Origin of the sequence: Micromonospora sp. NRRL B-16802, from assembly GCF_001279555.1 — a bacterium.
GTDB lineage: Bacteria > Actinomycetota > Actinomycetes > Mycobacteriales > Micromonosporaceae > Micromonospora > Micromonospora profundi.
In genome coordinates this window covers 71,479-83,810 of the sequence record NZ_LGEB01000059.1, presented here as the reverse complement: position 1 = coordinate 83,810, position 12,332 = coordinate 71,479, and the positions used below count along the sequence as shown (strand labels likewise).

The following is a 12,332-nucleotide window of genomic DNA, read 5'->3' as shown; positions in this document are numbered from 1 at the left end:
GCCGTGTCCATCATCGAGGACGTCGGCGGGCAGGTCCGCGCCGCCAGCGAGGAGTTCCCGGTGGGGCTGCTCGGGCAGGCGCTGGAGAAGTTCGGCCTGGCCGCGGAACGGCTGCGCTGGGTCCGCCAGGAGTCGGCCAACCCCATGGGAGTGCCCGAGCTGTCCGCAGCCACCGAGCACGCCGAGAGCGCCAACTACGCGCTGCGGGTCGCGCAGGAGCAGCTCTCGGCGTACCTGGCCGCGATCGGGCTGGCCGCCGACGGCGCTCCGCCGCCCCGTCCGGAACGCCGCGACCCGCGCCACGACGCGCCGCCGTCGGCGGAGCCGACCACAGTGACGCCGGAGACCTCTGAGCAGGTCCGGATGCGCCGCTGGTGGGCGGTGCGGGTGGCGGAGCTGACCGGCGGCAGCGACGGCGGCGCCGACGAGCCCGACGAACGGCTCGACGACTCCCAGGAGCTGCTGCGCCGGGTCGTACGCGGGGTGCGCGCCGGTGACCGGGACCGGCTGCGCACCGAGCTGCGCCGGGCGTCAGCGGACGTGGGCCTGGGCATGGCCGCGCTGGCCCCACCGCTGCTGCGCGAGCTGGCCGGTGAGCTGCTGGGGCATCCGCCGCGCGCCGCCGACCTGGGGCGGCTGCGCGGTGAGCTGGACGGGCGGGTCCGCGACCTGCTTCCCGGCCTGCCACCGCCGGTGCTGGAGACGCTGCTGACCCGTGTGTGCCGGATGCCGCCGCCGCGATCCTCCGGCGAGCCGCCCCACGCCGCCGACTCGGCGGTCACCGCAGGCGTGGCGACCGGGCTGTTGCTCGCCCGGCTGGGCCGGGACCTGTCCACCGGTGGGCAGCCACCCTCCACCGGCCCGCAAACCGCTACCGGCGCGCAGCGCACCGCCAGCCCGCACAACACCGCCAGCCCGCAACCCGCCGCCGACGCGCCGCGCACCGCGAGCCCGCAGCCGGCGGGTGGACACCGGGCCAGCGGCGCCCGGCAGCGTCCGGGCGCCTCCCCCGGCGGTGGGGAGCGGCAGCACTCCGCCGGCCTGCCGCGTACCGGCAGTCCGTGGCGGGACGCGCCGGCACGCCGGGGCTCCGATGGCTGACCGGCGCGGCCAGCTCGCCGCCCGGGTCCGGGACACGCTCGCCGAGGCGCTGGGCACCACCCGTACCCGGCTATCCGCCGCCCAGGCCGACCTGACCACCGGGCGGGAGCTGTTGACCCGGGTCCGCCGTGCCGCCGCCGCCGTGCCGGAGCGGGTGGGCGCCCAGCGGGACCGCCGTCTCGCCGAGATCGACAGCCGGTACGCCTCTCGGATCGCCGAACTGGCCCGCCTCGCCGCCGACGCCGCCCGCCGCGAGGCGCCCGGCTGTGCCGGTGCCGACTGGCCGGGCTGGCAGCCCACACCCACCCGACGGGCCGAGCCGCCCGGCGCGCTGCGGATCGGCACGGTCCGGATCGACGACGTCGACCCGGTGCCCGCGCTGGTGCCGCTGCTCGACGCCGGGCACGTCCAGCTCACCGGCGACGACCGCGCCGGCTGCGACGCCGTCGTGTCCGCGCTGCTGCTGCGGGCCGCCGGCCGCGCCGAACCGGGTGCCATCCGACTGATCGGGTACGACCCGGAGCATCTCGGCGGCGGCCTGGCCGGGTTCGCCCCTCTGGGCACCGCGGGGCTGCTCACCTTCGTCGGCCCCGGCGGGTTGGGCCCGCTGCTCGACGACCTGGTCGAGCAGATCCGCCGGATCAACGAGACGGTGCTGGCCGGTGAGCACGGCTCGCTGCGCGACCTGGCCGGGGCGACCGGCCGGCGTCCCGAGCCGTGGCGGGTGGCGGTGCTGCTCGGCGGCGACGAACTCAACCGGCACGAACGCGGGCAACTCGACAGGGTGGTCCGCACCGGAGCCGCATGCGGGGTGCACCTCGTGGTCCGGGGCGTACCGCTGCCGGACGACCCGACGGTCACCCGCGTGGTGGCCGACACGTCAGGCACCCGGATCGGCGGCCCGTCCGGCCTGCCGGTACGCCTGGACCCTCCGCCACCGGCGACGCTTGTCACCGAGACCTGCCGGGCGGTCGCCGCCCAGGTGAACGCCGGGCCACCGCCGACCCCCTTCGACGACCTGCTGCCACCGCCCGAACTGATGTGGCGGGAGGACTCGGCGGGCGGCCTGACCGCGCCGATCGGTTCGGGGCCGCACGGCCGGCCCGTACGGCTGACGCTCGGCGACTATCCGCCGCACGCCCTCATCGGTGGGCCGTCCGGCACCGGCAAGACCAATCTGATCTTCGCCTGGATCGGCGCCCTCGCGGCCCGCTACTCCCCCGCCGAGCTGGAGTTCTATCTGCTGGACTTCAAGGAGGGGGTGTCCTTCGCCCGGTTCGCCCAGGGCCGGCGTGACCCGAGCTGGCTGCCGCACATGCGGCTGGTCGGCATCAACGTCAACACCGACCGGGAGTTCGGGCTGGCGCTGCTGCGCTTCCTCACCGAGGAGCTGCGCAGGCGGGCCGACGCCGCCAAGAAGCACGAGGTCACCAAGCTGGCCGAACTGCGCGCTGTCGACCCGACGGGGCACTGGCCACGGATCGTCGCGGTGGTCGACGAGTTCCAGATGCTGCTGGCCGGCCGGGACGTGGTCGCCCGGGAGGCCGCCGACCTGCTGGAGGACCTGGCCCGGCGGGGTCGCTCGCAGGGCATCCACCTGGTGCTCGCCTCCCAGGACGTACGGGGCATCGAGGCGCTGTGGGGCCGTCCGGCGCTTGTGGCCCAGTTCGCGTTGCGCATCGCGCTGCCCAAGGCGCTACGGATCCTCGCCGAACGCAACGACGCGGCGCAGTCGCTGCCGCGCTGGCACGCGGTGGTCAACGCCGAGTCGGGCATGGTGGAGGGCAACGAGATCGCCCAGATCCCGGCGGCCAGCGACTGGGAGACGTGGAGCACCCTTCAGCACCGACTGTGGCGGATGCGCCCCTCCGACGCGGCGCCGGCCCGGCTCTTCGACGGCGACGCGGTCCCCCGGCTGGCCGAGGCGCCGGACTTCCGGGCGCTCGACGTGCCGCCGGACGGGCGTACGCCCCGCAACCCGGTGGCCCTGCTCGGCGAAATCATCGACGTGCAGGCCCGGTCGGCGGCGCTGCGGCTGCCCCGCGCACCGGGCCGCAACCTCGCGGTGCTGGGCACCCGTGTCGACGAGGCGTGCGCGGTGCTGGACGCGGCGGCCCGGTCACTGGCCCGCCAGCACCCGCCGGGCACCGCCCGTTTCTCCATCGCCTGCCTGGACCCGGACGCCGACCCGATCGCCCGCGCGCTCTACGACGACCTTGCCGACGACGCCGCCTGGTACGACGAGGAGACCGTCGGCGAGCTGATGGCCGAGACCGCCGACGGGCTCACCGGCCCCGGCAGCCCGCACTATCTGCTGCTGTTCGCCGTCGACGCGGCCGCCGGGGCGCTGGCGGCGCGGGCCGGACGGCGTACCGGCCTGGAGCAGTTGCGCCGGATCCTGCACGACGGGCCGGAGCGGCGGACCCACGTGCTGGCCTGGTGGCGGGGCGTGGCCCGGATGCGCGCCGACCTGGGTGGCCCGGCCGCCCGCACCGACCAGATCGGCGCCTGGGTGGCGCTCGACACGCACGGCGGCGAGCTGGGCGCGTCGCTCTATCCGGGCACCGGCGGCCCGGACTGGTATCCCCGCCCGTGGCGAGGGCTCTTCTTCGACCGGGCGGTGCACCGCACCGGACAGGTGATCATCCCCTATGGACCGGCCCGATGAACCAACCGGTGACAAGTGAGACGTACGCGGCGCAGCTGCGGCGACTGGCCGAGTTGACAGCGCGGGTACGCGAACAGCGCGCCGAGGCGCACACCTGGTACGAGCGGCAGTGCGCGGCTGCCGAGCGGGCCGTCGCCGACGCCACCGAGCAGGTGCGGCTCGCCGAGGAGGAGCTGATCGCCGCCCGCGAGGAGCAGGAGCGCGTCGACGCCGAGGTGGCGCACCTGTGGCAGCAGGTACGGACGCGGCTGGGCGTCCGGCGGCTCGCCGGGCCACCCGTACCGGCCAACGGCAGCGGGGCGACCGACCCGCAGCTGCTGCTCGGCCGGGCGCGGGACCTGCTCAACCGGGCGGGGCAGCCCGGTGAGCTGCCCGGCTCGGTCAACCCGCTGCTGGCGCTGTGCGGCGTGGCCGGCGCGGTGCTGGCGTACGCGCTGGGTGTGGGCGCGCGGGCGCTCGGCGTCGGGTACGGCGGCGACCTGGCGGTCGGGTTGCCCGTGTTGGCGCTGGTGGTGACGCTGTGCGGGCCGCTCATCGGTCTGGTGCCGGCACGGGTGCTGGCCGACCGCCGGCACGCGGTGCTCAGTCCGCGCCCGATCCTGGTGGTGCTCGGCGCCGGCCTGCTCACGACCGCGCTGCTGCTGGTGCTCGGCCGCTGACGGTCGACCACCGCAGCCGGGTCTGTCCACATCAGGCTGTCGCATAGCCGACCGCCGCGAAGGCCAGTCGGGGCCGGAACTCCGGATACGGTACGCGCGATGGTCAGCTTCTTCCTCAGCTATCACCGCGACGACAGTTTCGTGGCGCGGCTCATCGACGACGCGCTGACCGTCCGATTCGGGCACGAGGGCGTCTTTCGCGCCGGTTCGGACGACGACGAGGCCGAGTTCGGGCGTTGGGTCGACCGGCTGGATGTGGCGGCAGTGATCGTCGTGATCGGATCGGGGTGGCGCAGCGGCGCGGACCGTTCGGTGAGGGCCCCAGACATCGTCGGTCGGCAGATCGCGAGGGCGTTCGCGTGGGGCGGCCCGGTCGTCGGCGTGCTGGTGGACGACACGGAGCAGCCGGCCGAGGAAGAGCTGCACCCGTCGCTCCGACCGCTCGCCGATCTGCGGTTCTGGCGGATCCGCCTGCCGAGCGCCTATTCGGACAACCGTCGTCTCGTCGACGCCCTCGCCGTCAGGTTCGGAGCAGGCACCGGTGCCGGCGGGCCCGAAGTGCCCGTGCTGCTCGACGAGGCGCCGGTGCGGCCGGCCATGCCGTCCCCCTCATCCGCGGCGGCCGTCGTCTACTCGACCCTTGCGGGTGATCTGGAGATCGTCGAGCCGGGCACGCCGGGCCGGTCGTCATTCAGCGACCCCACCACGTATTCCGCGCGGTACGAGGTGGACACCGACGGGCACCAGGCCCTTCTCCACGTCCCACTGCCGTCGAAGGACTTCGGGCGCGACTTCCGGGCGTCGATCGCCGTCGAATTCCGGGTGACCGACCCGGCGCAGGTCGTCCGATGCGCGGTGTCGGACGCGGTGCCCCCGCTGCGCGCCTTCTTTGTGGACACCTGCCGACCGGTCACCCGGCGGTTCGACGTCGACGAGATCGGCGACGCCGAGACCGCCGTCCGGGAGTTGCTGGGTCCCCACCTGCTCGCACCGGGCGGATTCACCCTCCAGGCGGTACGCACCCGGCTGAGCATCGAGCGCGAGATCGATCCCTTCCAGACTTCGCCTCGGCGGATAACACCCGCCGCGAAACGTCCACGGCTGCGCCCGCTCAGCCGCAGGGTCCGCCGTCATCGTCGGCCAGCGGGCAACACCCGGTTCACGGGGCGCGTGACCGGTCCGGGTGCGGTCTTCGGGGTCGCCGTCGAGGAGCCTCAGCGGCTGCTGGTGGCACGCGCGCCCGCCCAGGTGCCCGTGAGTCAGGACCTGAGCGTCGACGTCCGGTTCGTCACCGAGGGCCAGCCGGTGCACCCGGACGCCGCAACCGCCCGGCTGAAGAGCCTCGTCGTCCTCGACGCCGGCACCCCCGTCACCGTCACCGTGCACGCACCCGCCGGCCTGCACGCCGAGGGGCCGCTCCAACAGACGGTGCTGATCCGGCCGGGTGAGGACCCGCCGCCGCTCCGGTTCGGCTTCGGCGCGCGTACCCCCGGATTGCATCGCGTCGACGTGACGGCCTGGGCCGGCGGCACCTTCCTCGCCGAGGTGTCCGTCGACGTGTCGGTGGCGACCGGCGGACCGTTTAGGGACGGGCAGCCGAGGGGGGCGTCGTTGCCGGCCCCGCACGCGCGGCCGGGCGAGGTCACCATGGAGGTCCGGTTCGACGGCACCCGGTACACGTTCCAGCTGCGCTCCGACCACGGTGTGCTGTTCGCACCTGTCGTCGAGTCGGTCACCAACACGCCCACGGCGGCCGTGGAGAACGCCATCCGGGAGCTCCAGCAGGTGGCCCGGGGCGGCTCCCGGGACAGCCCGGCAATGACCCGCCAGGTCATCCGGTCCGCCGGCATCGGGCTGTGGTCGGAGCTGGTGCCCCGCGAGATCCAGGACCAGTTCTGGCAGGTCCGGGGCAGCATGAGCGCCTTCACGATCGCCACGGACTACGACGTGGTGCCGTGGGAGTTGCTCCATCCGCTCAGCGCCCAGCAGGACGCCGGTTTTCTCGTCGAGCAGGTCCCGGTGGTACGCCGCACCTACGGGCAGCACGCGACCACGGCGATCGGCCTGGACAACCCGCGTTTCGTGCTCCCAGCCAAGGCGCCCACCGGAGCACGCGAGGAGGTCGCGGCCATCCGGGCGATCCTCGGCGCGGACGACGGCGAGCCGATCACCCGGGCGGACGAGCTGCTCGACCTGATCAACTCCGGGTCGCTCGGGGCCCTCCACTTCGCCTGCCATAACACGTTCTCGGCGGACGGCTCGTTCATCGACCTGGACGGCGGCCGGATCCGGCCGGCCCTGCTGACCGAGGCGAGCATCCGCAGACCGCTGCAGGACTCCGTACCGCTGGTCTTCATCAACGCGTGCCGCAGCGCGGGCGTGGCCCCGACGTACACCCGGATGCTCGGGTGGGCGCAGCAGTTCATGGCCTCCGGGGCCGGCGCGTTCGTGGGCACGCTGTGGGCGGTGCGCTCGGAGAGCTCGGCCCGCTTCGCGACGGCGTTCTACCAGGCGCTGGCCGAGGGCGAGACGCTCGGCGCGGCGGCCCTCGCGGCGCGCACCGGGCAGCAGGACGACCCCCTCGACCCGACCTGGCTGGCCTACACCGTCTACGGCGACCCGTTCGCCACCGCCGCCTGACCGGGCATGCGGTCCCACCCACGCAGAAGAGCAGGTGCGGCAATGGACGTGACCGACGACAGCGTGCCCGTCGACGAACTGGTGTCGGCGGTGCAGAACGCGGTGAAGCGCGCGGGCATCTCCAGCACCGACGCGGACCGGGACCTGCGCGTCGCGTCGGTGCAGCTGACCCTCAGCGCCGTCGCCACCACGAAGCTGGGCGGTGGCCTGGACTTCCGGGTGCCGGTGATCGGTTGGAAGGTCAAGGTGGGCGTCAGCCACTCCCGGCAACGCACCCACACCATCGACATCACCCTCGTGCCTGAAGACCTCGTCGGCCAGCACGAGGTGCGCGACGCCGCCGTCGAGGAGACCCTCGTCGACGCGATCACCGCGATCCGCGCGGCAGTCGCCGCCGGCACCCGGGGCGACGACCCGCTGGTGCTCAAGGCTGGCACCGTGGAACTCGTCTTCGGCATCACCGACGAGGGCACGATCTCGGTGGGCGCGGAGGGCGAGCTGACCGACGAGGTCACGAACACGCTCCGGATCGAGCTCGTCGCGGCGGGCTGAGCCGCCGGGGCCACGCCACGCTCAGGCCGGGACCGGCGCGCTCCGGCCAGGACCACGACCGCCGCGCGCGGGCCGGGGAACGGACGCCGCGCTCAGGCCGGGACCAGAACCGCTTCGCGCAGCAGTCGGCGGGCCAGGGTGACCCGGTCGGCGTCGTCGGGCAGGCCTGGCAGGTCGCCGACCCGGGTGACGGCTCCGGTGAGCAGCGCGCGGGCCGCCGGCTCGCAGGCGACCGGCAGGGTGATGGTGCGGTCGAACAGGCGCAGCGCCACGGTGTCCGGCCCGTGCGGCACGAGCTGCCAGCGCAGACCGGGGCGCGGGGCGAGCCGGGACTCCGCGTCCAGGGCGTCCAGCGCGGCGGCCTGGGCCAGCGGACGGATCGGCGCCGGACGGGCGGCCGACCAGGCGCGCTGGCGCAACCGGCCCGCGACAGCGCCCGGGTCGGCGCGCAGCAGCCAGTCGCGCAGCGCCTCCACCGTCTCGGTCAGCTCCGGCTCGATGGCCTCCGGGTCGGCGACGTCGGTGCCGAACGGCAGGCTCGCGCGCAGCCGCTGGTCCTCGGCGGCCAGAGCCAGCAGCTCCTCGACCAGGGCGTAGCGGGTCAACGCGCGCACGCCCACTGTCAGGTGCAGCGAGCTGGCCTCCTGCGCCTGGGCGCTGTGCAGCCAACCACGCGGCAGGTAGAGGGCGTCGCCGGGAGCGAGCACCACGTCCAGCGCGGCGGGGCCCTGCGCGGTGGCGCCCACCTCGTCGGCACGGCCGCCCCAGGGCTGCTTCTCCAGCGGGTCGGGCAGCACCGGAGGGTGGATCTGCCAGTGCTTGCGCCCGTCGACCTGGAGCACGAACACGTCGTGGGTGTCGTAGTGGGTGGCGAAGCCCTGGCTGCCCGCCGGCGTGAGGTAGGCGTTGACCTGTAACGGCTGGTTCAACGCGAGCCCGAGGTCACGGGCGAAGTCGACGACCGGCGGCCAGATCCGGTGCAGGCCCTGCAACACAAGTGTGGCGCCGGCGGCGTACTGCTCCAGTACCCGCTCGTCGAGCACCTGGTCGCCGATCTCGGCGCCGGCGCCGCCACCGCCTGTGAAGCGGGCCGCCGGCACGATCTGGCCGTCCTTGGCGACGCGCAGGAACGGGGTACGCAGACCGCGTCGGCTCAGCAGCTCGTCGGCGTCGGCGGGGCTGAGCAGGTCGGTGAAGCCCGCCGGGTCGGGCAGGTCGGCGGCGCGGGACAGCAGCGGCGTGTGGCCCCAGTACGCGGCGGCGAACTTGGCCGGCTCCACCGAGACGCAGCGGGCCAGCGCCGTCGTGGCGTCGGCGGACGGAACCGCCGGGCGGCTGTGGCCGCCCGGCGGGTCGAGATCTGTCACGACGGTGCCCTACCGGGCGCTGCCGTCAGCGCCACCGTCCTGCTGGCCGGGGGTCGCGCCACCATCGGCCGGCCCCTCCGCGCTGCCATCGGCACCACCGTCGTGCTGACCGGGCGTCGCGCCACCATCGGCCGGACCCTCCGCGCCGCCGTCCGCGCCACCGTCGTGCTGGCCGGGGGTCGCGCCACCATCGGCCGGACCCTCCGCGCTGCCATCGGCACCACCGTCGTGCTGACCGGGCGTCGCGCCACCATCGGCCGGACCTTCCACGCCACCGCCACCGGTGGTCTGCATGTCGTCATCGTTGAGTGCCATGGGAACTCCCTCGGATGTGCCGCCCCGCCATACGCCGGGGTTCGTCGTGCAGCGGGTGGTACCCCACACGCGATCTTCTCTAACCCACACCGTAGACGCCGAAACGGGGCGACACGGGCAGTTCACCGACGGCGGGTCCGGGTGCCAGGATGGGGTGGTGATCCTGGTGGGCACCTCCGGTTGGCAGTACCGGGACTGGCGCGGCCGCTTCTATCCGCAGCAACTGCCCCAGCGGCTCTGGCTGGAGCACTTCGCGGCCGGCTTCGCCACCGTCGAGGTCAACAACGCCTTCTACCGGCTGCCGGAGCGGGACACGTTCGCCGCGTGGCGGGCGCGAACCCCGGCGGACTTCTGCGTCGCAGTGAAGATGAGCCGCTACCTCACCCACATCAAACGGCTGCGCGAGCCGGCGGAGCCGGTGGCCCGCTTCCTCGGCAGGGCCACCGCGCTCGGTGACCGGCTCGGCCCGGTGCTGCTGCAACTGCCACCGAACCTCCGGGCCGACGTCGATGCGCTCGACGCGACACTGCGGCTGTTTCCCGCCGAGGTACGGGTGGCCGTCGAACCGCGGCACCCGTCGTGGTGGACCGACGCCACCCGTGCGGTGCTGGAGCGCCGGCGCGCGGCGCTGGTCTGGGCCGACCGGCTGGGCCGCCCGGTCGCCCCGCAGTGGCGCACCACGGACTTCGGCTATCTGCGGCTGCACGAGGGACGGGCGCGGCCGTGGCCCCGCTACGGCCGCGCGGCGCTCGGCTCATGGGTGCGCCGGCTCACCGACGCGTTCGGCGCGGACGAACCGGCGTACGTCTATTTCAACAACGACCCCGGTGGCGCGGCCATCGTGGACGCTGTCGCCTTCGCCGCGCTCGCCCGCAAGGCCGGTCACCCGGTGTCCCGGGTGCCGTCGCCCGCCTCCGACGACTGAGCCCGCCCGACGGTCGTCGGGCGGGCCTCCGGCCGCAGCGTGTCACGGCAGCATCGTGGCGAGATCCTTGGGCATTGTGTCCTTCACGTCCTGCCACTCGCCCTGGGTCACGTGCCGGCGCAGGGTGTCAAGCACCACCTGTGCCACCCGCTCGGGGCCGCCCTGCACGTCGTACGGGAACCCCTGGCGGACCTCGTAGAGGAAGTCGTCCCGGTTGAGCTTGATCGGGACGTCCGACGGGTTCCATCCGTCGAAGTAGATCCCCCGCACCAGGACCGGCAACTGCTGGGCGAACTCGACGCTCTCGTTCACCGGCAGCCGGTCACGCAGCAGGTGCAGGACGGTGCGCAGCGCCGCGTACGACTGGTTGCGCCGCTCCTTGGGCCACCCGTAGGCGGACTCGATGTCCTTGAGGATCAGGTTCGTCTTGTCCAACGAGGACTCGAACGCCGAGATCATCGTGTCAGCCATCGGTCGTCCCCCGTTCCGTGATGTCCCACCGTCTGTCGTCGGCGCGTCGCGGCGGTCCCGCCGGCCCACGACGGGCCCGTATCGGGCTGCCCTGCGGGGCGCGTCGGGCGTTGTCGGCAGTGCCGACCACGCGCAGGACGGCGCCACGCCGCCGATCGCTCACCACTCGAACCGTCATCGGTGTCACCTCCGTGTCGTCTCCGGCGCACGGTCGCCACCGGCGACCCCACGCACCCCTCCACCGTGCCGGTCGGACGGGTGAGCCGGCCCCACCCGGATCGGGTGAGCCGGCCGGTCAGGCGGTGTCGAGGAGCCCGGCGAGGGTCTTCGCGTTGGTCTGGGCGTAGTCCCGATAGCAGTTGTTCATGAGTACGTGGGTCTGCCCGGCCTCGTCGGCCAGTTCGCGCAGCTTCGGCGCCCAGTCCGCCAGCTCCCGTTTCGAGTAGTGGTAGCCGAACTTCTCGTGGATGTCCTTGCTTGTCCACTTGTCGCTGTGGCCGTGAAAGCGCATCACCGCGAGGTCTCCGGTGGCGGCCAGCACCGGGGGCACCGACGAGCGGTGACCCTGCGGCATGTCCACGCAGACGTACGACAGCCGGTGCTCGCGCAGGAAGGCGAGCGTCTCCTCGGCGTTGTCGCCGTCGAACCAGGAGGCGTGCCGGAACTCGTAGACCGGGCGCAGTGGCGAGCAGCGCTTGGCCACCTCCAGCAGGTACTCCTTGTTGGCCCGCTTGATGGTGAACCAGGGCGGGAACTGGAACAGCAGCGCGCCCAGCTTGCCCGCCTCGACAAGCGGGTCCAGTGCGGACAGGAAGCGCGTCCACACCTCCTCGTACGACTGCGCGGGCAGGTCGTCGGGGTAGACGTTCTTCTTGTCGGTGTCCGGCCGCAGGTCCTTGTACAGCGCGTTGACCCGGGTCGGATGCCCGGTGAGCATGCTGAACGCCTTGATGTTGAACGTGAAGCCCGCCGGGGTGCGCTCTGCCCACAGCCGCGCCGTCGCCTCGGCGGGCGGCGAGTAGTAGGTGGCGTCCACCTCGACCAGCGGGAACTGCCGGGCGTAGTAGGCCAGGCGTTTCTCCGGGTTGTCCGCCGTCTGCGGATACCAGCCGGAGTCCAGCAGGGTGCGGTCGGTCCACGACGCGGTGCCCACGAGAATGTCACCCATGTGTTGAGTCCATCGTGTCGCGGACCGACCGGCAACCGCTGGCGTCGCTCAGGCTGCCCGCCGCTCGCGGGTCTGCTTGCAGGTCACGCACGTGGTGGCGGCCGGGAAGATCTCCAGCCGTTCCACGGGGATCGCCGCCGAGCAGCCCTCACACCAGCCGTACGTGCCTTCGGCGAGCCGACCGAGCGCGTGCTCGTACTGGGCGCGCCGGTCCAGAATGGTCCGCAGCAACGACTGGGCGGTGTCCCTCTCGGCCGTCTTGGTGCCGCTGTCGGCCTGGTCGTCGCCGGCGGTATCACCGACCTCCACCAGGCGCAGCACCTGGCTCTGGAGAACCGTCTGCTCGTACTCCGCGGTCAGCTCGTCGTAGCGCGCCTGAAGGGAAAGCCGGATCTGGTCGATCTCCGTCTGGGAACGGCCCGTACCGACCGTGTCGTGGACGAGCATCGCTGCCTGCCTTTCCTGG

Annotated in this window: 11 protein-coding genes; 6 read left to right on the top strand and 5 right to left on the bottom strand. The window is 73.6% G+C overall.

Going from position 1 to position 12,332, the window contains the following annotated elements; all coding sequences use genetic code 11:
- Positions 1-3 precede the first annotated feature (3 nt).
- From ADK66_RS15415 to ADK66_RS15395, 5 genes are all read left to right on the top strand, one after another.
- Positions 4-1,101 carry a hypothetical protein gene (locus ADK66_RS15415; RefSeq protein WP_053655787.1) on the top strand — a complete coding sequence of 366 codons (1,098 nt, stop codon included), beginning with the start codon at positions 4-6 and terminating at the stop codon, positions 1,099-1,101.
- Positions 1,094-3,769, top strand: a complete 2,676-nt coding sequence (locus ADK66_RS15410) for an FtsK/SpoIIIE domain-containing protein (protein ID WP_053655858.1) — start codon at positions 1,094-1,096, stop codon at positions 3,767-3,769. The genes ADK66_RS15415 and ADK66_RS15410 overlap by 8 nt, the downstream gene beginning before the upstream one ends.
- Positions 3,766-4,428: a hypothetical protein gene (locus ADK66_RS15405; RefSeq protein ID WP_053655785.1), complete on the top strand. Its 663-nt coding sequence runs from the start codon at positions 3,766-3,768 to the stop codon at positions 4,426-4,428. The genes ADK66_RS15410 and ADK66_RS15405 overlap by 4 nt, the downstream gene beginning before the upstream one ends.
- A gap of 99 nt (positions 4,429-4,527) precedes the next feature.
- Positions 4,528-7,068 (top strand): CHAT domain-containing protein, encoded by a 2,541-nt coding sequence (locus ADK66_RS15400; RefSeq protein WP_053655783.1) that lies wholly within the window; start codon positions 4,528-4,530, stop codon positions 7,066-7,068.
- A 42-nt stretch (positions 7,069-7,110) separates the two neighbouring features.
- Positions 7,111-7,620, top strand: coding sequence for a trypco2 family protein (locus ADK66_RS15395; protein WP_053655782.1), 510 nt, complete (start codon positions 7,111-7,113; stop codon positions 7,618-7,620).
- Positions 7,621-7,712: 92 nt separating this feature from the next.
- On the opposite strand, the gene ADK66_RS15390 is transcribed toward ADK66_RS15395, so the two are convergent.
- Together ADK66_RS15390 and ADK66_RS15385 are read right to left on the bottom strand one after the other, a co-directional pair.
- Positions 7,713-8,987 carry a cupin domain-containing protein gene (locus ADK66_RS15390; RefSeq protein WP_053655781.1) on the bottom strand — a complete coding sequence of 425 codons (1,275 nt, stop codon included), beginning with the start codon at positions 8,985-8,987 and terminating at the stop codon, positions 7,713-7,715.
- A gap of 9 nt (positions 8,988-8,996) precedes the next feature.
- A complete protein-coding gene (locus ADK66_RS15385) occupies positions 8,997-9,302 on the bottom strand; it encodes a hypothetical protein (protein WP_053655780.1) in 306 nt (101 codons plus the stop codon).
- A gap of 157 nt (positions 9,303-9,459) precedes the next feature.
- Here ADK66_RS15385 and ADK66_RS15380 point away from each other — a divergent pair, with 157 nt between their 5' ends.
- A complete protein-coding gene (locus ADK66_RS15380; RefSeq protein ID WP_197281527.1) occupies positions 9,460-10,227 on the top strand; it encodes a DUF72 domain-containing protein in 768 nt (255 codons plus the stop codon).
- Positions 10,228-10,269: 42 nt separating this feature from the next.
- On the opposite strand, the gene ADK66_RS15375 is transcribed toward ADK66_RS15380, so the two are convergent.
- The 3 genes from ADK66_RS15375 to ADK66_RS15365 form a co-directional block, all read right to left on the bottom strand.
- Complete coding sequence (locus tag ADK66_RS15375; RefSeq protein WP_053655778.1) at positions 10,270-10,698, bottom strand: DUF2267 domain-containing protein; 429 nt, start codon at positions 10,696-10,698, stop codon at positions 10,270-10,272.
- Between the two features lie 295 nt (positions 10,699-10,993).
- The gene (locus tag ADK66_RS15370; RefSeq protein ID WP_053655777.1) at positions 10,994-11,866 is read right to left on the bottom strand and encodes a DUF72 domain-containing protein; all 873 of its coding nucleotides are present in this window, start codon (positions 11,864-11,866) and stop codon (positions 10,994-10,996) included.
- Positions 11,867-11,914: 48 nt separating this feature from the next.
- The gene (locus ADK66_RS15365) at positions 11,915-12,313 is read right to left on the bottom strand and encodes a TraR/DksA C4-type zinc finger protein (protein WP_053655776.1); all 399 of its coding nucleotides are present in this window, start codon (positions 12,311-12,313) and stop codon (positions 11,915-11,917) included.
- Positions 12,314-12,332 lie beyond the last annotated feature (19 nt).

Excerpts from the sequence above, each read along its gene's own strand:
- ADK66_RS15410 (WP_053655858.1), top strand. The coding sequence starts at position 1,094 with ATGGCTGACCGGCGCGGCCAGCTCGCCGCCCGGGTCCGGGACACGCTC.
- ADK66_RS15405 (WP_053655785.1), top strand. The coding sequence starts at position 3,766 with ATGAACCAACCGGTGACAAGTGAGACGTACGCGGCGCAGCTGCGGCGA.
- ADK66_RS15400 (WP_053655783.1), top strand. The coding sequence starts at position 4,528 with ATGGTCAGCTTCTTCCTCAGCTATCACCGCGACGACAGTTTCGTGGCG.
- ADK66_RS15395 (WP_053655782.1), top strand. The coding sequence starts at position 7,111 with ATGGACGTGACCGACGACAGCGTGCCCGTCGACGAACTGGTGTCGGCG.
- ADK66_RS15385 (WP_053655780.1), bottom strand. The coding sequence starts at position 9,302 with ATGGCACTCAACGATGACGACATGCAGACCACCGGTGGCGGTGGCGTG.
- ADK66_RS15375 (WP_053655778.1), bottom strand. The coding sequence starts at position 10,698 with ATGGCTGACACGATGATCTCGGCGTTCGAGTCCTCGTTGGACAAGACG.
- ADK66_RS15370 (WP_053655777.1), bottom strand. The coding sequence starts at position 11,866 with ATGGGTGACATTCTCGTGGGCACCGCGTCGTGGACCGACCGCACCCTG.
- ADK66_RS15365 (WP_053655776.1), bottom strand. The coding sequence starts at position 12,313 with ATGCTCGTCCACGACACGGTCGGTACGGGCCGTTCCCAGACGGAGATC.